We start from the raw sequence: 21,299 nt of genomic DNA on the forward strand, positions 1-21,299 counted from the left end.
CGACAACGGCCTGACACCCTTGTATCCCAGGCGGGCTCACTCCGCCATCCTATCTGTTCATTTCAAGCGGCGATGGCCGTCAGATCTGGTAGTCCGGATAGAGTTGAGCCTGTTTGGCGACCAGTCGCACCCCCTGCCCCGGCGTGAAGGCTTTGGCCGCCTCCTTGCTCAGTTCGGCCTCGAAGTGTGCACCGTTTGTATCCCCATTGCCACGCAGTTCCACCCGGATGCGCGGCCCCATGGGCAGCAGACGGGTGATGGTGGCGCTGATCCCGCCGGGCGCATCCGCCGGCAGTATCTCCAGCTCGTGGGGGCGCACATAGGCGATGGCCGCACTGCCCTGAGCCAGCTGATGGGAGCTGATGGGGCCGCCAAGCAGCTGCTCGCCGATGCCAAAGCCCTGCTCCGCCACCCGGCCACGAAACAGGTTCACGCTGCCGAGGAAACTGTGGACGAAGGAGCTGGCGGGATGGTCATAGACCTCGGCCGGGGTGCCTATCTGCTCGACCCGGCCGGCGTTCATCAGCACCACCCGATCCGCCACCTCCAGCGCCTCCTCCTGATCGTGAGTCACGAACAGGCTGGTGACGTGCAGCTCGTCGTGCAATTCGCGCAGCCAGCGGCGCAGCTCCTTGCGCACCTGGGCATCGAGGGCGCCGAAAGGCTCGTCCAGCAGCAGCACCTTGGGCTGCACCGCCAATGCGCGGGCCAGGGCGACCCGCTGGCGCTGGCCACCGGAGAGCTGGGTCGGATAGCGCTCGGCCACGTGGCTGAGCTGCACCAGATCCAGCAGCTCCTTGACCCGGGCGCGGATGGTCGCCTCGGCCGGACGCTCGCTGCGCGGCTTGACCCGCAGGCCGAACGCCACGTTCTCGAACACCGTCATGTGGCGAAACAGGGCGTAGTGCTGGAACACGAAGCCGACGTTGCGCTCGCGCACGTGCAGATCCGAGGCATCTTCCCCGCGGATGATGACGCTGCCGCTGTCGGCCTGCTCCAGCCCGGCGATGATCCGCAGCAAGGTGGTCTTGCCGCAGCCGGAGGGGCCGAGCAGGGCCACCAGCTCGCCGTCGTGAAAGTCGAGGTTGATGTCGGCCAGGGCCGCGTACTGATTGAAATGCTTGTTGAGTTGTTGAACCTGAATGCTCATGGCTGCCTCTCTGAACCGTTAAATCGGGATGGATGGCGTCTCCGAGCTGGCCAGCCCGTACGGCCGGTCCTGCTCGCCATCACACCCCAATCCATATCAATGGGGTATCCGGATCGGGCTGACCGCGCAGCCAGATCCGTGTCGCAATAACATCAATGGGACTTGGTGGGCTGCCCACGCAGCCGGGCCAGCAGGGTTTCTCCCAGCAGGGTGAAGATCCCGAACAGCGCCAGGAGGCTGGCCACCGCGAAGGCGGCACCGGTCTGGTACTCGTTGTAGAGGATCTCGATGTGCAGCGGCAGGGTATTGGTCTGGCCGCGAATATGGCCGGAGACCACGGAGACGGCACCAAACTCCCCCACGGCCCGGGCGGTACAGAGCAGCAGGCCATACATCAGACTCCAGCGGATGCCTGGCAAGGTGACCCGCCAGAACATCTGCAAACCGCTCGCCCCCAGCATGATGGCGGCTTCTTCCTCTTCCGGGCCGCGCGCCTCCATCTGGGGCAGCAGCTCGCGTACCACGAAGGGCACGGTAATGAAGGTGGTCGCCAAAATGATGCCGGGTGTGGCGAAGATGACCTTGATGTCGTGCTCGCTCAGCCAGTCGCCAAACCAGCCGCGGCTGCCGAACATCAGCACGAACATCAGCCCAGCGATCACCGGCGAGACCGAGAACGGCAGATCTATGATGGTGATGAGCAGTTGCCGGCCGGGGAAGCGGAAGCGGGCTATGGCCCAGGCCGCCGCTATCCCGAACAGCAGGTTGAGGGGAACCGCGCAGAGCGTGACCAGGGCGGTCAGCCCGAGCGCACTCAGGGCATCCGGCTCGCTGATGGCGTGCCAGAAGAAGGCCAGCCCGGGTCTCAGCGCCTGAATGAAGACGGTGGCCAACGGCAGCAGCAGCAGAGCGGCAAACCAGCCCAGCCCGAGGGAGATCAGCAGCCACTTGACCCAGACGGGTTCACGGGTCACGGGGGGATGACGAACCGGGGTGGCCTTTGCCACGTCGAGGGCAAGGTCCAGGCTTGAATGTGAGGCGTTCATATGCGGCTCCCTCCGATACGGGCCCAGCTCCAGGCCTGCAGCACTTGGCTGATCGGCAATAACATCATGCTCCTGCACCGTTCAGAGATATCCGACCGGTGTTTGCCTGCGGCTTCCCCGGTATGAGGGACAGCATTCAAGCTGATGGCAAATACGTTCATATCCGGCTACCTCCTATGCGCGCCCAGCTCCAGGCCTGCAGCTTGTTGATCAGCAATAACAGAATGAAAGAGATGAGCAGCATGACCACGGCGATGGCGGAGGCACCGGCATAGTCGTACTCCTCCAGGTGACTCATAATCATCAGCGGCGCTATCTCGGAAACCATGGGCAGGTTGCCGGCGATGAAGATGACTGAACCGTACTCCCCCACGGCGCGGGCAAACGCCAGCGCAAAGCCGGTGATCAGCGCAGGAACCAGGGTCGGCCACAGCACCCGCAGGAAGGTCTGCCAGCGGTCAGCCCCCAGGCTGGCGGCGGCCTCTTCCTGCTCCGTCTCGGCTTCCCGCAGCACGGGCTGCAGGGTGCGCACCACGAAGGGCAGACCGATGAAGGTGAGGGCAATCACCACCCCGATGGGGTTGTAGGCGAGCTCTATGCCAAACGGGGCGACCCACTGCCCGATCCAGCCGTTGGGGGCGAAGATGGCGCACAGGGCGATGCCGGAGACGGCGGTGGGCATGGCGAACGGCAGATCGATCAGCGCATCCACCAGCCGGCGACCGGGGAAGGTGTAACGCACCAGCACCCAGGCCAGGATCAGGCCGAACAGGCTGTTGAGCAGCGCCGCGATAAAGGCCGCCCCGAAACTCAGGCGAAAGGAGGCGAGCACCCGCGGGGAGCCTATCACCTGCCAGAACTCGGCGAGGGTGAGGTTGTTCACCGCGAACAGCACCAGCGCCGAGATCGGCAGCAGCACCAGCACGCCCAGGTAGAGCAGGCTGAAGCCGAGGGTCGGGCCAAAGCCCGGCAGGACTGAGTAAGAACCAAATCGCATAACGCTTCCGTTTGTTATGAAAAACATTCGATAGAGCGATTCTGCGCATTCCAGTTAGGGGCAACAAACACCAATAATGCCTTTGCTAAGCACTTTTTTATCTAACAACGGCGGATCAGGCTTTTAGAGCCATAAAATGAAAAAAAGGTCTTTTATATAAATAAAAGACCTAAAAAATGGAGCGTCGTGCAATGTACCAAGCCATCAAAAATCAACTGTTGTGGTGTCGGGTGCTATCTCTCTCCTTGTCGGCGTATTGAACCGGATCAGCGAAAACATCAACGGAAACTGAGGGCAGCGCGCCGCTCCCACACGGCTGGCGCCGGTTCGACCACCATCTCGGCCCGCCGGTAGAGGGTGCCGAGCAGGTTGAGCCCCTGGCTCCACTCCCCATGGCCGGACTGGGCATTGATATGGCCCACTTCGCCGGCATCGAACAGCGGCACCTGCCACTGGCGACTCCAGTATTCGGCCCGCTCGAAGCTCATCCAGGGATCGTTGCGACTGGCGATCAGCTGGGCCGAGACCTTGAGCGAGCCCGCCAGCAGCTCGTCAGGCAAACCGAAACGGGCCGGATCGGCCGGCGCCACGATGAACAGCGAGGCCACCTTGTCGGGCTGCTGGCGTGCCGCCGTGATGGCCGCCAGGGCGCCGAAGGAGTGAGCCACCAGATGGGCCCGGCCGCGCCGGCTGCGCAGCTTGCTCGCCAGCTTGGCGCTCCAGACCGTCAGGTCCGGCTTGTCCCACGGCAGGCCAACCATGCGCTGCCAGTGGGGGAAATATTGATGCCAGCGACTCTGCCAATGATCCGGCCCACTGTTGTGCAGACCGGGAACCAGGAGGATCTTGTTCATCTTGGTGCTCCTATCAGCTGGCACAGGGGCCAGTGCGGGGTGAACATGCCACGAGGAAGCGGGGCGCCTTAGCCGCCCGGCTGGTAAATCTGGTCAAACAGGCCACCCTGGGCAAAGTGTTTCTTCTGGGCCTTGTCCCAATCGCCTTCCAGATCCTTGACGGTAAACAGGGTCAGTTGCGGGAACTGGGCCGCCGTCTCCTTCAGGATCGCCGGATTGCTGGGGCGATAATGGTATTTGGCGATGATGCGCTGTCCCTCGTCGGAGTAGAGGTACTCGAGGTAGGCCTTGGCGACCGCTTCCGTGCCGTGCTTCTTGGCCACCTTGTCCACCACGGCCACCGGCGGCTCCGCCAGGATGGAGACCGACGGCACCACCAGCTCGAACTTGTCGCGGTTGCCTGGCTGATTGAGCACCAGCAGGGCTTCGTTTTCCCACGCCAGCAGCACGTCGCCGAGGCCGCGCTCGATAAAGCTGGTGGTGGCGCCACGGGCGCCGGAGTCCAGCACCTTCACGTTCTTGTAGAGATCGCCGACGAACTGTTTGGCGCCCTCCTCACTGCCGCTTTTCTTCAGGGCATAGCCCCAGGCCGCCAGGTAGTTCCAGCGCGCCCCGCCGGAGGTCTTGGGGTTCGGCGTCACTATGGCGATATCCTTGCGCACCAGATCGCCCCAATCCTTGATCTGCTTGGGATTGTCCTTGCGCACCAGGAAGACGATGGTGGAGGTATAGGGAGATGCGTTGTTGGCCAGCCGGCTCTGCCAGTCGGCGGCGATCAAGCCCTGCTTGGCAACGGCGTTGACGTCATAGGCCAGCGCCAGCGACACCAGGTCCGCTTCCAGCCCGTCCACCACGGCACGGGCCTGCTTGCCGGAGCCACCGTGAGACTGGCTCACCACCACATCGTCACCCGTCTTGGCTTTCCACTCCTTGGCGAAGGCGCCGTTGTACTCCTGGAACAGCTCGCGAGTCGGATCGTAGGAGACGTTGAGCAGGAGGATCTCGGCGGCGTTGGCCTGGCCGAGGGCCAGCAGAGAGAGCAGGGTGAGGGCGGTCGTTCGCAGTTTCATGGTGATACTCCATATCTCGTTGGGTTGAATGCAGCATGCCGTGGGCTTGTTATACCGAGAACCAAGAAATAACGCTTTGCTTATCTCTTTTGCTCATATCAACCCGCCGACCGGCGCCACTCGCACACTCTGTGAGCCATGCCTCCCTGCCCCCCTGTTGGCTGTGCCATCATGGGATCAAGGCCATGACACAGCGAAAAGGAAGTCGTTATGTGGATCAATGCAGACCCCGTCAATGGTGCCCTGGTGTCGCTGGCCATCGGCCTCATCATAGGACTGGAGCGCGGCTGGCAGGTGCGCCAGCTGGGGGACAACCAGCGCATCGCCGGGATGCGGACCTATGGTCTCATCGGCCTGCTCGGCGGTGTCTGCGCCCTGCTGCTGCCGACCCTGGGGCCCTGGCTGCCGCTGCTCGGCCTGCTGGCGGTGGTGACGGGCTGCGGCCTCTCGGTCTGGCTGGCCCAGCGCTGGCAGGGGGAGTTCGGTCTCACCAGCTCGGTGGCCATGCTGCTCACCTACCTGCTGGGGCTGATGTCCGTGCTGCTGAGCCCGAGCGAGGCGGTAGCCTGCGCCGTGCTGGCGGCCCTCTTGATGGGGCTCAAGGGCAAGATCCAGCAGGGGATGCTGTTTTTGAGCGAGACCGAATTCCACGCCACCCTGCGCTTCCTGCTCATCTCTCTGGTACTGCTGCCGGTGCTGCCCAACGAGGAGATGGGGCCCCTCGATGCCTTCAACCCCTTCAAGATCTGGCTGATGGTGGTGGTGATCGCCGGCATCTCGTTCTCGGGCCACTTCGCGGTACGCCTGCTCGGCACCCGCTCGGGACTGGTGCTCACCAGCATACTGGCGGGGCTCGCCTCCTCCACCGCCCTCACCCTGCAGTTTGCCCGCCTCAACAGGGAACAGGGCGGGCTGGAGCGGTTGCTGGCCACCGGCATACTGATGGCGGGAGCCACCATGTGGCTGCGGCTGCTGGTGCTGGTGCTGCTCATTCACAGCGAGCTGGCGATGCGCCTGGCGGCGCCCCTGCTGCTGCTGGCGGCCACCGTCTACGGCTTCGCCTTCTGGTTCTGGCGCCAGCGCGAGGAGCTGACCGATGGTCCTGTGCAGCCCCAGACCAGCAACCCGCTCGATCTCGCCACCGCCATCAAGTTCGGCCTGCTGCTGGCACTGATCGGCTTCATGGCCACCCTGCTGCAGAGCAAGGTGGGCAACTCAGGTGTCTATCTGCTGTCGCTGGTATCGGGGATCACTGATGTGGACGCCATTACCCTGTCGCTCTCCCAACTCTCCCACAAGGAGCTGGCGCTGGAGGTGGCGGCCCGCGGCATCCTGCTCGCCGGGCTGGTCAACTCGCTGGTGAAGGGGCTGCTGGCCTTGGGGATCGGCGGCCGCCGACTGGGGCTGCGGGTGCTGCTGCCCTACTTCGTTTCTGCCCTGCTGATCCTGCCGCTCATCTGGCCGGGTGCCTGAGGTTGCAGCAAGTGACAGCCTGACGCCGCCGGGTCGCTGGCGTATACTGGCTCCTCTTGGCACATGAGGAGAGGTGAGCATGGCAAGCGATTGGGACAAGGTACTGGCGGGCGGCGCCCTGGACAGCCAGAGCGAGGAGATAGCGAACGACCGGATCCGCGGCCAGGCGCTGCTGGCACAACTCAACGCCTCCCCGGCCGGGGATCAGCCACTGCGCCAGCGCCTGTGCGGCGAGCTGTTCGGCCACTGCCCCGACTCCTGCTGGATCAGTACCCCCTTCACCTGCGAATTCGGCCGCAACATCCACATCGGCGAGAAGACCTTCTTCAACTTCAACATCACCATTCTCGACGTGGGCGAGGTGCACATCGGCAGCCATGTGCTGCTGGCCCCCAACGTGCAGATCTACACCGCCACCCACAGCACGGACTATCTGGAGCGGCGCAACTGGACCGCCTACAACAAGTCGGTTCGCATAGGCGATGACTGCTGGATCGGCGGCGGCGCCATCATCTGCCCCGGCGTCACGATCGGGGCGCGCTCCATCATAGGCGCCGGCGCCGTGGTCACCCGCGACATACCGGCCGACTCGGTGGCGGTGGGCAACCCCGCTCGCGTGATCCGCACCCTGACGCCGGATGCCCCCCGCGGCTGGGAGCTGGCGCTGTGATCTGGCTGGCCCTGTTTCCCCTGCTCTGGACCGCCTGGCTTGGCCTGGCTGACGCCAACTGGTGGCCGCTGGCCATAGTCACCACCATGAGCCTGCTGACGGCGCTGGCCTACGCCCACGACAAACGGCAGGCCATTCGCGGTGGCTGGCGCATCCCCGAATCCCGCCTCCACCTGCTGGAGCTGTGCGGCGGCTGGCCAGGGGCCCTGGTGGCCCGTCACTGGCTGCGCCACAAGACCCAGAAGGGCAGCTACCGGCTGGTGTTCTGGTTTATCGTGCTGCTGCACCTCACCCTGTGGGGACTCTGGCTCGGCCGGCCCCTCTGGCAAGGGGTCTGAGGATCGCCAAGGCGCCAGCACGACGCACCGATCAACGGCGTGACGCGGCTTGCACATAGGCACTGGCCTGAGCCGAGGGCTCATACTCCTCACCAGCGCGGGCATTGCGACCCCTTTCTGGGTATGAGACAACAGAGGGCCTGCAAGGCGGTTTTCTCGCGTATTTATCGACAAGGAGTCACCCATGACAATGTGGACAGGCATAGTCCTGATCGTCTTTATCAGCATGCTGTTCGGCTATCTCAGCAAACGCGCCCGCTACCAGCTGGGGGATATCCGCATCACGGATCGCCTCGGCAAACAGGATGTGCTTATCCAGGAACTGCGGGAGCGGATCGCCAATCTGGAAGCCATCGTCATCGAAGAGGAGAAGCGCCGCCCGTTCAAGAATCTGTGAACCGGCAGCGATGGCGGCAAACCGGCCAGCTTCCGGGCTGCAAGGGGTTGCCGCTTTCCCCCACACTTGCCCCTCCCCCCTACGGCCTGCAAAACTAAATTCACAACAGGATCAGCGGCCTGCCCACGACTGCTGCATTTTTCACCAAACTGGCCCAATCCCTGCTCTGTCACTGTCATCAGCCGTACCGGAGAGTGACATCATGATCGCCATCAGCACCCTGCTTCCCCTCGCCTCCCTTGCCCTCAAGCTCGGCAGCAAGCTGCTCGGCGACGGCACGCCACAGGCCAAGGCCGAGTCCCCCGTGCAGGAAGATCGCCTGGCACCCACGGTGCAGAGCCTGTTCCAGCGGCTGGGAGTCAAGGACGCCAACAGCGAGCAGAACCGCCCCGCCATCAACCACTTCATGAGCGAGTTGCTGCAGACCCTGGGTCAGGAGAACAATGGCCAGTCCCTGCCCCAGGCCATAGACACGGCCCGCAGCCAGCTGGCCAACGGCACCCAGAGCACCCGTCTCGACGCCCTGCAAAGCGAACTCGATGCCCTCAAGGGCACACTGGGCAGCAGCGATCTGAACCTGGATCAGCTGCTCGGCGCCTTCAAGCAGACCCTGCCCAATGGCAAGGGGGAAGGGGTTGGCAAGCTGCTGAATGCCAGCGTGTGAGCAAGGGCGGATACATTAAAAACGGCAACCTCAGGGTTGCCGTTTTTGTTGGGCCGGATCGCAGGATGCAACGCTAGGGTAGTGAAGGTGGTGGACTCAGCATCGCCTCTGCCAGCGCGGTCTGCCCGCGAGCCTGCAGGGTATTGGCCGCCCCCTGCCGGTCCGCCTCATCCTTGTTCTGGCTCAGTTTGAACTTGCCTACCAGCCCGGTTATCTCGACTTCGATGCCGACCACGGCCTGTACCCTGGCCTCGAGATAGTCTCGCGGCGCGTCCGCCATCTTCCAGGGTTTGGGCTCCGCCGCCTAATGAACCCTCGTCAGACTTGCCAGCAGGCGGCGCACGAAGCGGGCATCGTCGCGCACCCGGATGCGACCATGGGCATGGACCACGGCGTAGTTCCAGGTCGGCACCTGCTGGTGATGCTCCTGCTTGCTCGGATACCAGTTGGGGGAGACGTAGCCGTCGGCAGCCTTGAAGATCACCAGCACCTCGTCGCCATCCCTGACCTCCTGCCAGAGCGGGTTGTTGCGGGCAACATGAGCGCGCAGGACGCCCTGCTCGCCACTACCGGCGTCCAGCTCAAACGGCAAATGGTTCGCATCCAGCCCCCGCTCACCGTGGGTGATCAGAGCCCCCAGCGGGTGGGCCAGGATCAACTGGTACAGCGTCTCGGGATCGGTAACGGCGAAATGGGGTGGTTGATACATAAGGGCTCCTTGAGCGAGGCATTGGCTTCCATGCAGAGGCCCATTCTTGCGCAATCGAGGTCGGCAGGCGATGGCGCAGATATAAAAAGAGGGCCTAAGCCCTCTTCGGTTCATCCAGCTCGGCGACTAGCCGCGCTTGGCCAGCCACTGTTCGGCGGTGGTGAGGGCCGCATCCACCAGCTCCCGGGCAACGCCGCCTTTGGCGACCCGCTTGGCCAGGGTCGCTTCCAGCTCCAGGTTGGGATAGACATCCTCACCGATGACAGGGCTGAAGCGCTGGAACTCAGGCAAAGAGAGATCTTCCAGCGGCTTCTTCACGCCGATCGCATAGACCACTGTCTCGCCGACGATATGGTGCGCCTCACGGAACGGAATCCCCTTGGCCACCAGATAGTCTGCCAGCTCGGTGGCGTTGGCATAGCCGCCCTGGGCCGCCGCCTTGGTGCGTTCGACGTTCACTTTCAGATCGATCAGCACCAGCGCCGCCATGTCGAGGCAGTCGTGCCAGGTGTCGAGGGCATCGAACAGCCCTTCCTTATCTTCCTGCATGTCCTTGTTGTAGGCCAGCGGCAGCGCCTTGAGGCTCATCAGCATGCCCATCTGGGCGCCCACTACCCTGCCTGTCTTGCCACGAATGAGCTCAAGCGCATCCGGGTTCTTCTTCTGCGGCATCAGCGACGACCCCGAGGTCACTGCATCGGATAACTCCACGAAACCCGCCTCCCCCGTGTTGTAGAAGATGAGATCCTCGGCAAAGCGCGACAGGTGAGTCATGGAGAGGGACGCCACGTGCATCAACTCTACCACGTGATCCCGGTCGGAGACCGAATCCAGGCTGTTGCGGGTGGCGCCGCCAAAGCCCATGTCGAGCGCCAAGGCTTCGCGGTCGATGGCATAGGCGGTGCCCGCCAGCGCGCCGCAGCCGAGCGGGCTGGTGTCGAGGCGCTTGAGCGCATCCTGCAGGCGGGAATAATCCCGCTCCAGCATCTCCACATAGGCCAGCGCCCAGTGGGCGAAGGTGACCGGCTGGGCGCGCTGCAGGTGGGTGTAACCCGGCAGCACGGCGGCCTGATTGGCACGGGCGGAGGCGACCAGTCCGGCTTGCAGGGCGGTGATGGAGGCAAGCAGCAACTCCCCTTGGGCCTTGCACCAGAGTTTGAGGTCGGTGGCGACCTGATCGTTGCGCGAACGACCGGTGTGCAGCTTCTTGCCGAGATCGCCGACGGCGGCGATAAGCGCGCTCTCGACCCAGGAGTGGATGTCTTCGGCATCCGAGCTCAGGATCTGCTGGGGATCCTGCTGCACCGAGGCAAGCAGCACCTCCATCGCCTGTTGCAGTTTGCCCTGCTCATCGGCGGTCAATACACCCACCTTGACCAGCGCCTTGGCCCAGGCCATGGAGCCCTGAATGTCCTGCTCCGCCAAGCGGTAATCGAAGCGCAGCGAATCGTTGAACTGCTTGAACCTGCTGTCTGCTCCCTGACTGAAGCGTCCACCCCAAAGTGCCATACTGCTCTCCTTGAATGCGTTGTCGGTAGGCGCCTACGCCTGCCGTACTCGCGCGGCCCCTTGGCCTGCGCGCTGAAATCTTGCCCTGTATTTTTCTGCATAACAGTGCGGTGGTGATCGATGCTGTTGCCGTTGGTCACGTCACATCCAGCAGCTGCGAACCGGTTCCCTCTCCCTCTGGGAGAGGGCCAGGGTGAGGGTATGGTTGGCTACCACCCCCTCATCCCCAACCCTTCTCCCACAAGGGGAGAAGGGAGCAAAACACACCAACATCATTCGGAAACTGGCCCTGTTATCTCACAGAAGCAGCCGAGGTGCTGCCGCTCTTGTCACAGCTCACCGGTTATCCCAGTGAGAACCAGGTCGCCGCTTAGCCGCTTATAAGTGAGGGGGCCAAGCCCCCTCACCGATTTTCTGCGGCTTGAAACCTCAAGGCTTAGCCGTGGGTATGATCACCACCGATGGCCTGATGCTGTTCCTTCATGGCGCGGATCCGGCTGGCCAGGGTGTAGAGACGGATAAAGCCTTCCGCGTGGCTCTGGTCGTACACCTCGTCGGCGCCGAAGGTGGCGAAGTCTTCGGAGTAGAGGCTGTTCGGTGACTTCTTCTGCACTGCTGTGACCTGACCCTTGTACATCTTCAGGATCACTTCGCCGTCGAGATCCTCGGCGATGGCGTTGGCGGAGGCGACAATGGCCTTGCACAGCGGGGTGAACCAGCGACCGTCATAGACCAGGTGGGAGAACTCGGCACCCAGCTTCTCGCGCCAGGCGCGGGTCGGTCTGTCCAGTACCAGCTCTTCCACGGCGCGCAGTGCCGCCACCATGACGGTGCCACCTGGGGTCTCGTAGCAGCCACGGGACTTCATGCCCACCATGCGGTTCTCGGTGATGTCGATGCGACCGACGCCGTGCTTGCCGGCACGCTCGTTCAGGGTCATCAGGATCTGGTGCGGGGTCAGCGGCTGGTCGTCAACGGCGACCACTTCACCCTGAGCCACGGTCAACTTGACGTATTCCGGCTCGTTCGGTGCCTGCTCGGCGGAGACGGTCCACTGCCAGACCGCTTCGGACGGCTCGTTCCAGGTGCTCTCCAGCTCGCCACCCTCGGTGGAGATGTGCCAGGCGTTGGCATCGCGGCTGTAGATCTTCTTCAGGGTCGCCTTGCAGGGGATGTCGCGGGCTTCCAGATAGGCCAGCAGATCTTCACGGGAGCGCATGTCCCACAGACGCCAGGGGGCGATCACCTTCAGTTGCGGGGCCAGGGCCGCCACGGCGCCTTCGAAACGCACCTGATCGTTGCCCTTGCCGGTGCAACCGTGGGAGATGGCGTCGGCGCCTTCCGCCAGCGCAGCTTCCACCATGGCCTTGGCGATGATGGGACGCGCCATTGAGGTGCCGAGCAGGTAGGTGCCTTCATAGACGGCCCCTGTCTTCAGGGTCGGATAGACGTACTCCTTGACGAACTCTTCGCGCAGGTCTTTGACGATGCATTTGGTCGCGCCGGAGGCGATGGCTTTTTGCTCTATCCCTTCCAGATCGTCGCGCTCCTGACCCACGTCGGCGACGAAGGCGATGATTTCCGCATCATAGTTCTCTTTCAGCCAGGGAATGATGGCCGAGGTATCCAGTCCGCCCGAGTAAGCCAGTACTATCTTGTTGATTCCGCTCATTTTACTTCTCTCCATGATGATTCGATAAAAGGTTGTGCTTCAGGTTCGGTTGCCGCGTTACTTGTGCCCCTGTCCAAACAGGGTCAGCAGCACGGCGTTCTGGATATGCATACGGTTCTCGGCCTCGTCCATGATGAGGGAGGCTGGGCCATCCATGACCTGGGAGGTGATCTCCAGCTCCCGGTGCGCCGGCTGGCAGTGCAGCACATGCTGGATGCCGGTGCGGTCGAGCAGGGCCTGGTTGATTTGATAAGGCATAAAGATATCTTTTACCTGCTCCATTGGCGTGTTGTCACCCATGGAGACCCAGGTATCGGTGTAAACCACGTCAAACCCTTCGATATCCCCCACGTCATCGCTGATGTGAATGGTGGCGCCGGAATCGGCCGCCAGCGCCTGGGCCTGCAGGAAGATCTGGGTATCCGGGCCATGGCCCTTGGGGCAGATCAGGGTCACGTCGGTACCGAGCGTCGCCCCCAGCAGCAACAGAGAGTGGCTGACGTTGTTGCCATCGCCGAGATACGCCAGCTTCACCTTGGACAGATCCGCGTAGTGCTCGGCAATGGTCATAAAGTCGGCCAGCCCCTGGCAGGGGTGGTAGAGGTTGCACAGGCTGTTCACCACGGGCACGGTGCCGTGCTCCGCTAATCCAACAAGCGTCTGGTGGTCGAATACCCGCGCGACTATGGCGTCACACCAGCGTGACAGGTTGGCGGCAAAGTCCTGCACCGATTCGCGCTTGCCCAGCGCACCGTTCTGCTGATCCAGATAGACGCTGTGGCCACCGAGTCTGGCGATGCCGATGTCGAAGGTGACCCGGGTACGCAGGGAGGGCTTCTCGAACAAAGTGACCACGCTCTTGCCCGCCAGCGCCTGGCTGTACTTTTTAGGGTCGGCCTTGACCGCTTTGCCCAGGGCGATCAGCGCCAGGATCTGGGATTTGTTCAAGTCGCTGTCTTTCAGAAGATGTTGCATCGGATGTTCCTTTTTCCGGCCAGGGTTAGAGGGTGACCTGGGTGCCGACGGCACCACCGGCCAGCAGCTTGAGCAGTTGATCCGGGTAACGCCAGCTGGCCACACAGACCGGCTTGCCGAGGGTCTCTGCGGCATGCAGCGCGGCTTTCACCTTGACCGCCATGCCATCGCTGATCACGCCCTTCTCCATCAGATCCAGTGCGGTCGCCTTGTTCAGCTGCGGCACCAGCTTGCCCTTGCCATCCAGGATGCCGCTCACGTCCGACAGCATCACCAGATCGGCGCCGAGCGCCTCGGCAATGGCGGTGGCCGCCTGATCCGCGTTGACGTTCATCAGCTGGCCATCGGCCGTGATGCCGATGGAGCTCACCACCGGCAGGAAGCCCTGCCCCAGTATGCCGGTCACCAGCGCCGGGTTGCCCGGTTTGCAGTCGCCGACCGCACCGAGATCCGGGTCGAGCTGGGTTACCTGGCACAGGCCACCATCGGCGAGGCAGAGCCCCACGGCCGGAATGCCGGTGGCGATGGCCTTGGCCATCATCTGCTTGTTCGCCGTGCCAGCTAACGCCCCGGCGATAAAGGGGATCTGCTCGAACGGGGTCACCCGCAGGCCGTTCTTCTTGGTGGAAGTCAGACCCAGCCCCTTGAGCAGGTCATCCACCAGGCAGCCGCCACCGTGCACCAGCACCAGGGGTCTGTGTTGCTCATCCAGAAAGGTTTTGAGGGTGGCGAACAGGGCGGTCAGCGCCTCGTCGTTCTCGATCAGGGCACCACCCAACTTGATTACCAGCGTCTGTTTGTCCATCGTTGCAATCCTTCCTTAAGTCCTTAAATCAGGCCGGTGGCCGGTTCAAATCCGAATTTGATATTTATGCATTGCACAGCCTGGGAGGCGGCGCCCTTGAGCAGATTGTCGATGGCGGAAACCACCACCAGCATGTTGCCCTGCTGTTGCCAGGCGATATCGCAGTAAGGGGTGCTTGCCACGCCACGGATGGAGGGCATCTGGCCGGTGAGGCGCACCAGCGGCTTGCCTTCGTAAGCCTTGAGGAAGGCCTGATCCACCTGAGTCGGCGTCACGCCGTCCGCCAGCTGCACATAGATGGTGGCCAGGATGCCGCGCACATAGTTGCCGAGGTGGGGCTGGAAGAGCACCTCGCAGCCCAGGTGGTGGCTGATCTCAGGCTGGTGTCTGTGGTTGAAGGTGCCGTAGGGATTCAGGCTCACTTCGCAGAAGCTGGTGTTGATGGCAGCCTTGCGACCGGCGCCGGAGACACCGGACACGGCGTTGATGATGGGCTGCCACCCCTTGGCGATCAGGCCGGCCTGCTGCAGCGGCTTGAGGGCGCACAAGGAAGCGGTCGGGTAACAACCCGGCACCGCAATCAGCTGGGCGGCGGCAATGGCATCGCTGTTCCATTCCGCCAGACCGTAGGCTGCCTGATCCAGCCACTGCTCGCTGTCGTGGGTGAAGCCGTAGAAGCTGTTGTAGAAACCTTGATCCTTGACCCGGAAGGCACCGGAGAGATCGAACACCGGCAGACCCTTGGCCAGGAACTTGGGTGCCAGCTCGGCACTCACCTCATGGGCGGTAGCCAGCAGCACCAGATCGGCCTGGGTCAGGATCCGGGTCATGCCATCCTCGTCCAGCGGCAGCAGCGGCTGATCCAGCGCGCCGACCCATTGGGGATGCAGGGAAGAGAAACGCTTGTGGGCATCCTGGCTGCCGGCCGACACATAGAGGCCGAACAGCTTGAGTTGAGGGTGGTTCTGGACCAGTGCGGCCAGTTCGGCTCCCGCGTAGCCACTGGCACCGACGATAACGGTGTTAAGCATTATTGAGTATTCCAAGTCAGGGTTCGAAATTCACAGCATGGTGCTGCAGATGGTGCAAGGGGTGAGGAACCGCCCCTTTGACGCAACGCGTGCGGAGGGGCAATTCAGGCGGGTGTGTGTCGTCGGTTATAGATCAGGTGACAGAACATTAACTTTCCCTTACAACTAGAAGCCTTGTCGATGAGCCAGATATTCAGGCAAACTTACAGAATATTCATGCACTCACTTTGCATTTGTATTTTCTAACAGAAACATTCCGGGGACGCAAGGAGGAGCTGATGGCCAATCTGGATTTTTTTGCACTTTATAAGAATATTATTGCGATTCCCTCCATCAGCAGCACGGATCCCCGCTGGGATCAGAGCAACGAGGCGGTGATCCGGCTGCTGGCCGACTGGTTCGGCCAGCTCGGCTTTCAGTGCGAGGTGACCGCCCTGCCGGATCTGCCGGGCAAGTTCAATCTGGTGGCGACGATCGGTCAGGGCGAGGGCGGCCTGCTGCTGGCGGGCCATACAGATACAGTCCCGTTCGACGAGGGCGCCTGGAGCAAGGATCCCTTCAAGGTGACCGAAGAGGGCAACCGCCTGTACGGCCTCGGCACCATAGACATGAAGGGCTTCTTCGCCTTTATCGTGGAGGCGCTCAAAGAGATAGATCTCACCACCCTCAGCAAGCCGCTGCGCATCCTGGCCACCGCCGATGAGGAGACCACAATGGCGGGCGCCCGCGCCATCGCAGCGGCGGCCGAGCTGAAACCCGACTACGCGGTGATCGGCGAGCCCACCGGACTGGTGCCCGTGGTGGCCCACAAGGGGCATATGTCGGAGGCGATCCGCATCACGGGCAAGAGCGGTCACAGCTCGGATCCCGCCAACGGCGTCAATGCGCTGGAGATAATGCACCAGGCCATGGGGCGGGTGCTGCGCTTGCAGCAGGATCTGAAAGATCGTTACGCCGACCACAGATTCGCGGTGCCGCAGCCCACGCTGAATCTGGGATATATCCAGGGCGGCGACAGCCCGAACCGCATCTGCGGTTGCTGCGAGCTGCACATAGACATGCGCCCCACACCGCAGGTGGGGCCGGACGAGCTGATGGGCATGCTGAAGGAGGCACTCGCCCCCATCGAAATCCACCAGCCGGGCTGCCTGCACCTGCAACACCTGCACGAGCCCATCCCCGCCTATGCCTGCGCGGACGACTCAGTGCTGGTGCGCGAGGCCGAGAAGGCGAGCGGGCACAAGGCGGAGTCGGTGAACTATTGCACCGAGGCGCCCTTTATCCAGCAGCTGGGATGCCAGACAATCGTGCTGGGCCCGGGCCATATCACCCAGGCCCATCAGCCGGACGAATACCTGGATCTCTCCTTCGTCAAACCGACCACGGCTGTGCTGCAACACCTGATCCGCCGGTTTTGCCTCTGAATTGACGGGAATGTAAGTAAGTTACATAACATGCCGCCTCGGGACAGGTGAGGGAAATACATGTTCTGAATCGGCCTGTTATTTGACCTTGCGCAGACAATCTGGGTAGATTGTCACCCTAAGATGACGGAGCATATGTTGTAATCACACAACAATAAGTGAGGCTGTCTCTCACCTCGGATGGAGAGAGACACCAACCAGATAAGGATGTGGAATGAACGAAAAGTACGCCGCGCTACGCGCCAACGTAGGCATGCTGGGTCAACTGCTGGGCAAGTCCATCAAGGATCATCAGGGACAGGCCTTCCTCGACAAGATCGAAACCATTCGCCAGTTGGCCAAATCCTCCCGCAAAGGCAATGAGGCAGACCGGGAACGTCTGCTCGATACCCTGCGCACCCTGAGCGATGACGAGCTGCTGCCGGTGGCCCGCGCCTTCAGCCAGTTCCTCAACCTCGCCAACGTGGCCGAACAGTTCCACACCATCTCCCGCCGCTGCGAAGAGCAGGTCTGCACCCCGGATCCGCTGGAGCAGATGTTCGCCAAGCTCAAGGCCTCTAACCTGTCGCAGGAAGCCATCATTCAGGCCGTGCGCGAGCTGGATATCGACCTGGTGCTGACCGCTCACCCGACCGAGGTGACCCGTCGCACCCTGATCCACAAACACGTGCAGCTCAACGACTGTCTGGAGGCGCTGGAGCTCTCCGATCTGCTGCCTCGCGAGCGGGACAAGATCCTCAATCGCATCGAACAGCTGGTCAATCAGGCCTGGCACACCAACGAGATCCGCGAGCAGCGTCCGACCCCGGTGGACGAAGCCAAGTGGGGCTTCGCCGTGGTGGAAAACAGCCTCTGGCCGGCCATTCCCGAATTCATGCGCAATCTGGACGAGCGTCTGCAACAGCACCTGGGTGTGCGGCTGCCGCTGGATGCCGCGCCGGTCAAGTTCACCTCCTGGATGGGCGGTGACCGTGACGGCAACCCCTTCGTCACCGCCAAGGTGACCGCAGAAGTACTGGAGCTGGGCCGTTGGATGGCGGTCAACCTGTTCTACAAGGACATCAAGGAGCTCACCTCCGAGCTCTCCATGTCCGACTGCACAGACGCAGTGCGCGAGCGGGTGGGCGATCACCCCGAACCCTACCGCGCCCTGGTGCGCGAGCTGCGTGAACAGCTGCGCGAGACCCAGGAATTTCTCACCGCCAAGGTGCAGGGTCAGGCGAGCGAGAGCCGGGATCTGGTCAAGACCACGGCCCAGCTGCGCGAGCCGCTGGAGCTCTGCTACCACTCGCTGCACGCCTGCGGCATGGGCAACATAGCCGACGGCATGCTGCTGGACGTGCTGCGCAAGCTGGCCTGTTTCGGCATCCACCTGGTCAAGCTGGACATACGTCAGGATGGCGAGCGCCACGGTCAGGTCTTCTCCGAGCTGACCCGTTACCTCGGCATGGGCGACTACGCCGAGTGGAGCGAGGACGACAAGCAGGCCTTCCTGCTCAACGAGCTGAATTCCCGCCGCCCGCTGATCCCGACCGACTGGGAACCGAGCGACGAGACCCGCGAGACCATAGACACCTGTCGGGTGATCGCCGGTCACGATCCCGATGCCTTCGGCATCTACATCATCTCCATGGCCGGCGCACCGTCCGACGTGCTGGCGGTGCAGCTGCTGCTCAAAGAGGCCGGCTGCAAGTTCCGCATGCCGGTCGCCCCCCTGTTCGAGACCCAGGAAGACCTGATGGCAGGCACCGCCGTGATGGAGCGCCTGCTGTCGGTGGACTGGTATCGCGGCTACATCCAGGGTCGCCAGTACGTGATGATCGGCTACTCGGATTCCGCCAAGGATGCGGGCATGATGGCCGCCGGCTGGGCCCAGTATGCCGCCATGGAATCCCTGGTGGGGCTGGCTGAGGCCAACAACATCCGCCTCACCCTGTTCCATGGCCGTGGCGGCACCGTCGGTCGCGGCGGCGCCCCCGCCCATCAGGCGATCCTGTCCCAACCGCCGGGATCCCTGCGCGGTGGTCTGCGGGTCACCGAACAGGGGGAGATGATCCGCTTCAAGTTCGGTCTGCCCAAGGTCGCCATTCACAGCCTGAACCTCTACACCAGCGCCGTGCTGGAGGGGAACCTGCTGCCGCCGCCCAAGCCGAAGGAGTGCTGGCGCGCCGTGATGGAGCAGCTGGCCACCGTCTCCTGCGATCACTACCGCAGCATAGTGCGCGGCCACCCGGACTTCGTGCCCTATTTCCGCGCCGCCACCCCTGAGATGGAGCTCGGCAAGCTGCCGCTAGGTTCCCGTCCCGCCAAGCGCAAGCCCAACGGCGGCGTCGAGAGCCTGCGCGCCATCCCCTGGATCTTCGCCTGGACCCAGAACCGGCTGATGCTGCCGGCCTGGCTCGGTGCCCACAAGGGCCTGCAGCAGGCCATAGATGACGGCCAGAAGAGCGTGCTGGACGAGATGAGCCGCCAGTGGCCCTTCTTCCGCACCCGCCTCGAGATGCTGGAGATGGTGTTCCTCAAGGCCGACCTCTGGCTGGCGGAGTACTACGACACCCGTCTGGTGCCGCAAGAGCTGTGGGCCCTCGGCAAGCAGCTGCGTCAGGAGCTTGCCGACTCCATCCAGGTGGTGCTGGAGCTGCGCCCGCAGGGTGACCTGCTGGACGACCAGCCCTGGATCAAGGAGTCCATCAAGCTGCGCAACCCCTACACAGACCCGCTCAACGTGCTGCAGGTCGAGCTGCTTGGCCGCTCGCGCAAGAACCCTGAGACCCTGCACCCCGAGCTGGATCAGGCGCTGATGGTCACCATAGCCGGTATAGCGGCAGGTATGCGCAACACGGGTTGATGGCTGACAGGTCGCAACGCACATAGAACAAAGGGCGCCAGATTGGCGCCCTTTTACATATTGATGGCCACCGGGACCAAAATTGGTGAGCCATACCAGAACGGTAGAGTAGTCCTAAATACATGGTGTATTTGAGCTTGCTTGTGACCCTTTTTCGATCTGCTCAACCACAGTCAATTTAAACATCGCAAGAGGTCGCGCTGAGTTCGCCTAATACCTTGTACTATCGAGACTTCCAAATACTCAGAGGTGTGAACCATCACAATGGCAAGACACACCTCAGCAAAAAGCCCGGGTCAGTGACCCGGGCTTTTTCATGGCGGACAGCTGGCAGAAGCCGCGCCTACTCCTCGATAAAGGTCCACTCGTCCCGCACCCGGCTGATGGCATCGAGCCGACGCTTGGCGAGCTGCTCGCGAATGGCCTCGCCCTTGAAACCGGCGGCCACTATCTCTTTCACGGGCACGGCCTGGGCCGCGCAGAGCGCCTGGGCCACATAGTCGGGCTCGGCATAGACCCGCTCCTCGAAGCCGGTGCGGCCGTGGAAGTCGGCGCGGCAGGCGTCCAGCAGCTGGGCGAAACGCTCGGGTCTGCGCCAGGCATCCGCCTTGTCGAACACCTTGAGCAGGGTCGCGGGCTTGAGTTCGAAGGCGATGTGGATATGGGTGTGCAGATCGCTCACCAGCAGCGCCAGATCGCGGCAGTCGTTCGGCACCCGAAAACGCTCGCAAAAATCGCGGATCAGCGGCAAGCCCTTCTGGCCGTGACCGTGGTGGCTCGGCCAGAAGGCGGGCGGAGTCAGCCCCTTGCCAAAGTCGTGGCACAGGGCGGCGAAGCGCACCGCCAGCTCGGGGGAGAGGCGGCACGCCTGCCCCAGCACCATGAGAGTGTGGATGCCGGTGTCTATCTCAGGGTGCCACTTGGCGGGCGCCGGTACCCCGAACAGGGCGTCCAGCTCAGGGAACAGCGCCTTGAGGGCGCCACATTCGCGCAGCACCTCGAAGAAGATCTGGGGAGTCTCTCCCAGCAGCACCTTCTCCAGCTCCTTCCAGACCCGCTCCGGGGTCAGGTGTGCCAGCTCGCCGGCGTCGGTCATCTCGCGCATCAGCGCCAGCGTCTCAGGGGCCACCACGAAGCCCTGGGCGTGGAAACGGGCGGCGAAGCGGGCAACCCGCAGGATGCGCAGCGGATCCTCGGCAAAGGCCGGGGAGACGTGACGCAGCACCCGTCGCTCCAGGTCCTGGATGCCGCCGTAGGGATCGTGCAGCCGACCCTCTTCGTCCTCGGCGATGGCATTGACGGTGAGATCCCGGCGCAGCAGATCCTGCTCCAGCGTCACCTCGGGGGAGGCGTGGCAGACAAACCCGGTGTAACCGCGGCCCTGCTTGCGTTCGGTACGGGCCAGTGCGTACTCCTGCTGGGTCTTGGGATGGAGAAACACGGGGAAGTCGCGGCCCACCTGGGTGAACCCCAGCGCCAGCATCTGCTCCACGGTCGCCCCCACCACCAGGTGATCCCGATCCCCTTGCGGCAATCCCAGCAGGCGATCCCGCACCGCGCCCCCAACCAGATAAGTCTGCAATCTCTGTCTCCCTTGATAAACCTGCCTCGATTATACCGGTTTTGCCTGGCGGGCACGATGGCGCCGCCACGCCCCCGCGATCAGG

General features: G+C 63.0%; 18 protein-coding genes and 1 pseudogene. 7 read left to right on the plus strand and 12 right to left on the minus strand.

Annotated features, from left to right (window positions below; translation table 11 throughout):
• Positions 1-79: 79 nt before the first annotated feature.
• From IU367_RS18810 to IU367_RS18830, 5 genes are all read right to left on the minus strand, one after another.
• Positions 80-1,150: a sulfate/molybdate ABC transporter ATP-binding protein gene (locus tag IU367_RS18810; protein WP_043141048.1), complete on the minus strand. Its 1,071-nt coding sequence runs from the start codon at positions 1,148-1,150 to the stop codon at positions 80-82.
• Between the two features lie 152 nt (positions 1,151-1,302).
• Positions 1,303-2,196 carry a sulfate ABC transporter permease subunit CysW gene (gene cysW / locus IU367_RS18815; protein WP_098980825.1) on the minus strand — a complete coding sequence of 298 codons (894 nt, stop codon included), beginning with the start codon at positions 2,194-2,196 and terminating at the stop codon, positions 1,303-1,305.
• Positions 2,197-2,353: 157 nt separating this feature from the next.
• Complete coding sequence (gene cysT / locus IU367_RS18820) at positions 2,354-3,193, minus strand: sulfate ABC transporter permease subunit CysT (RefSeq protein ID WP_172955206.1); 840 nt, start codon at positions 3,191-3,193, stop codon at positions 2,354-2,356.
• A gap of 278 nt (positions 3,194-3,471) precedes the next feature.
• Positions 3,472-4,047, minus strand: coding sequence for an RBBP9/YdeN family alpha/beta hydrolase (locus IU367_RS18825; protein WP_043557464.1), 576 nt, complete (start codon positions 4,045-4,047; stop codon positions 3,472-3,474).
• A gap of 68 nt (positions 4,048-4,115) precedes the next feature.
• A complete protein-coding gene (locus tag IU367_RS18830; protein ID WP_274452746.1) occupies positions 4,116-5,117 on the minus strand; it encodes a sulfate ABC transporter substrate-binding protein in 1,002 nt (333 codons plus the stop codon).
• Between the two features lie 210 nt (positions 5,118-5,327).
• Here IU367_RS18830 and IU367_RS18835 point away from each other — a divergent pair, with 210 nt between their 5' ends.
• The 5 genes from IU367_RS18835 (at position 5,328) to IU367_RS18855 (ending at position 8,659) form a co-directional block, all read left to right on the plus strand.
• Positions 5,328-6,590 carry an MgtC/SapB family protein gene (locus IU367_RS18835; protein WP_043557462.1) on the plus strand — a complete coding sequence of 421 codons (1,263 nt, stop codon included), beginning with the start codon at positions 5,328-5,330 and terminating at the stop codon, positions 6,588-6,590.
• A gap of 79 nt (positions 6,591-6,669) precedes the next feature.
• Positions 6,670-7,260, plus strand: a complete 591-nt coding sequence (locus IU367_RS18840) for a sugar O-acetyltransferase (protein ID WP_274452747.1) — start codon at positions 6,670-6,672, stop codon at positions 7,258-7,260.
• Positions 7,257-7,598: a DUF1294 domain-containing protein gene (locus IU367_RS18845; protein WP_043142303.1), complete on the plus strand. Its 342-nt coding sequence runs from the start codon at positions 7,257-7,259 to the stop codon at positions 7,596-7,598. The genes IU367_RS18840 and IU367_RS18845 overlap by 4 nt, the downstream gene beginning before the upstream one ends.
• Before the next feature lie 184 nt (positions 7,599-7,782).
• Positions 7,783-7,995 (plus strand): hypothetical protein, encoded by a 213-nt coding sequence (locus tag IU367_RS18850; RefSeq protein ID WP_042868993.1) that lies wholly within the window; start codon positions 7,783-7,785, stop codon positions 7,993-7,995.
• Positions 7,996-8,197: 202 nt separating this feature from the next.
• A complete protein-coding gene (locus tag IU367_RS18855; protein WP_274452750.1) occupies positions 8,198-8,659 on the plus strand; it encodes a hypothetical protein in 462 nt (153 codons plus the stop codon).
• Between the two features lie 73 nt (positions 8,660-8,732).
• Here IU367_RS18855 and IU367_RS18860 read toward each other — a convergent pair.
• The 6 genes and pseudogenes from IU367_RS18860 to argC form a co-directional block, all read right to left on the minus strand.
• Positions 8,733-9,368, minus strand: a pseudogene (locus IU367_RS18860) (FMN-binding negative transcriptional regulator).
• A gap of 126 nt (positions 9,369-9,494) precedes the next feature.
• Positions 9,495-10,877, minus strand: a complete 1,383-nt coding sequence (gene argH, locus IU367_RS18865; RefSeq protein WP_274452751.1) for an argininosuccinate lyase — start codon at positions 10,875-10,877, stop codon at positions 9,495-9,497.
• A gap of 436 nt (positions 10,878-11,313) precedes the next feature.
• Complete coding sequence (locus tag IU367_RS18870) at positions 11,314-12,549, minus strand: argininosuccinate synthase (RefSeq protein WP_042643720.1); 1,236 nt, start codon at positions 12,547-12,549, stop codon at positions 11,314-11,316.
• Between the two features lie 57 nt (positions 12,550-12,606).
• Positions 12,607-13,524, minus strand: coding sequence for an ornithine carbamoyltransferase (locus IU367_RS18875; RefSeq protein WP_241325706.1), 918 nt, complete (start codon positions 13,522-13,524; stop codon positions 12,607-12,609).
• 25 nt (positions 13,525-13,549) lie between these two features.
• On the minus strand, positions 13,550-14,329 hold the full coding sequence (argB, locus tag IU367_RS18880; RefSeq protein WP_043142293.1) for an acetylglutamate kinase: 780 nt from the start codon (positions 14,327-14,329) through the stop codon (positions 13,550-13,552).
• Between the two features lie 23 nt (positions 14,330-14,352).
• A complete protein-coding gene (gene argC / locus IU367_RS18885) occupies positions 14,353-15,360 on the minus strand; it encodes an N-acetyl-gamma-glutamyl-phosphate reductase (protein WP_274452759.1) in 1,008 nt (335 codons plus the stop codon).
• Between the two features lie 278 nt (positions 15,361-15,638).
• Between argC and argE the strand changes: the two genes are divergently transcribed.
• Positions 15,639-16,784, plus strand: coding sequence for an acetylornithine deacetylase (argE, locus tag IU367_RS18890; protein WP_098980837.1), 1,146 nt, complete (start codon positions 15,639-15,641; stop codon positions 16,782-16,784).
• 214 nt (positions 16,785-16,998) lie between these two features.
• A complete protein-coding gene (ppc, locus tag IU367_RS18895) occupies positions 16,999-19,632 on the plus strand; it encodes a phosphoenolpyruvate carboxylase (protein WP_274452761.1) in 2,634 nt (877 codons plus the stop codon).
• A 343-nt stretch (positions 19,633-19,975) separates the two neighbouring features.
• Here the strand turns inward: ppc and IU367_RS18900 are convergent, their stop codons facing one another.
• Positions 19,976-21,214: a multifunctional CCA addition/repair protein gene (locus IU367_RS18900; protein ID WP_274452763.1), complete on the minus strand. Its 1,239-nt coding sequence runs from the start codon at positions 21,212-21,214 to the stop codon at positions 19,976-19,978.
• Positions 21,215-21,299: the final 85 nt, after the last annotated feature.

Source organism: Aeromonas bestiarum, assembly GCF_028751155.1.
In the GTDB taxonomy this organism is placed as follows: domain Bacteria; phylum Pseudomonadota; class Gammaproteobacteria; order Enterobacterales; family Aeromonadaceae; genus Aeromonas; species Aeromonas bestiarum.